This window comes from Limosilactobacillus agrestis, from assembly GCF_014145585.1.
GTDB classification, from domain to species: Bacteria; Bacillota; Bacilli; order Lactobacillales; family Lactobacillaceae; genus Limosilactobacillus; species Limosilactobacillus agrestis.
Genome location: NZ_JACIVF010000007.1, coordinates 1 through 225, shown reverse-complemented (window position 1 = coordinate 225; position 225 = coordinate 1). Strand labels below are relative to the sequence as shown.

1 pseudogene is annotated in these 225 nt (G+C 46.2%); it reads right to left on the bottom strand.

Annotated elements, in window-relative coordinates:
• Positions 1 to 225 (bottom strand): annotated as a pseudogene (locus H5R88_RS00690) (hypothetical protein); the annotation flags it as partial.

Genomic DNA, 225 nt, shown 5'->3' with positions numbered 1-225 from the left:
AGTAAGTGGCAGTGAATCAACTAGTGCTTCGGTAAGCGCATCTGAATCAACTAGTGCCTCAGTAAGCGCAAGTGAATCAACTTCAGCATCAGTAAGCGCAAGTGAATCCACTTCAGCATCAGTAAGTGCCAGTGAATCCACCAGTGCATCAGTAAGTGCTAGCGAATCAACTTCCGCTTCAGTAAGTGCCAGTGAATCAACTTCAGCATCAGTAAGTGCCAGTGA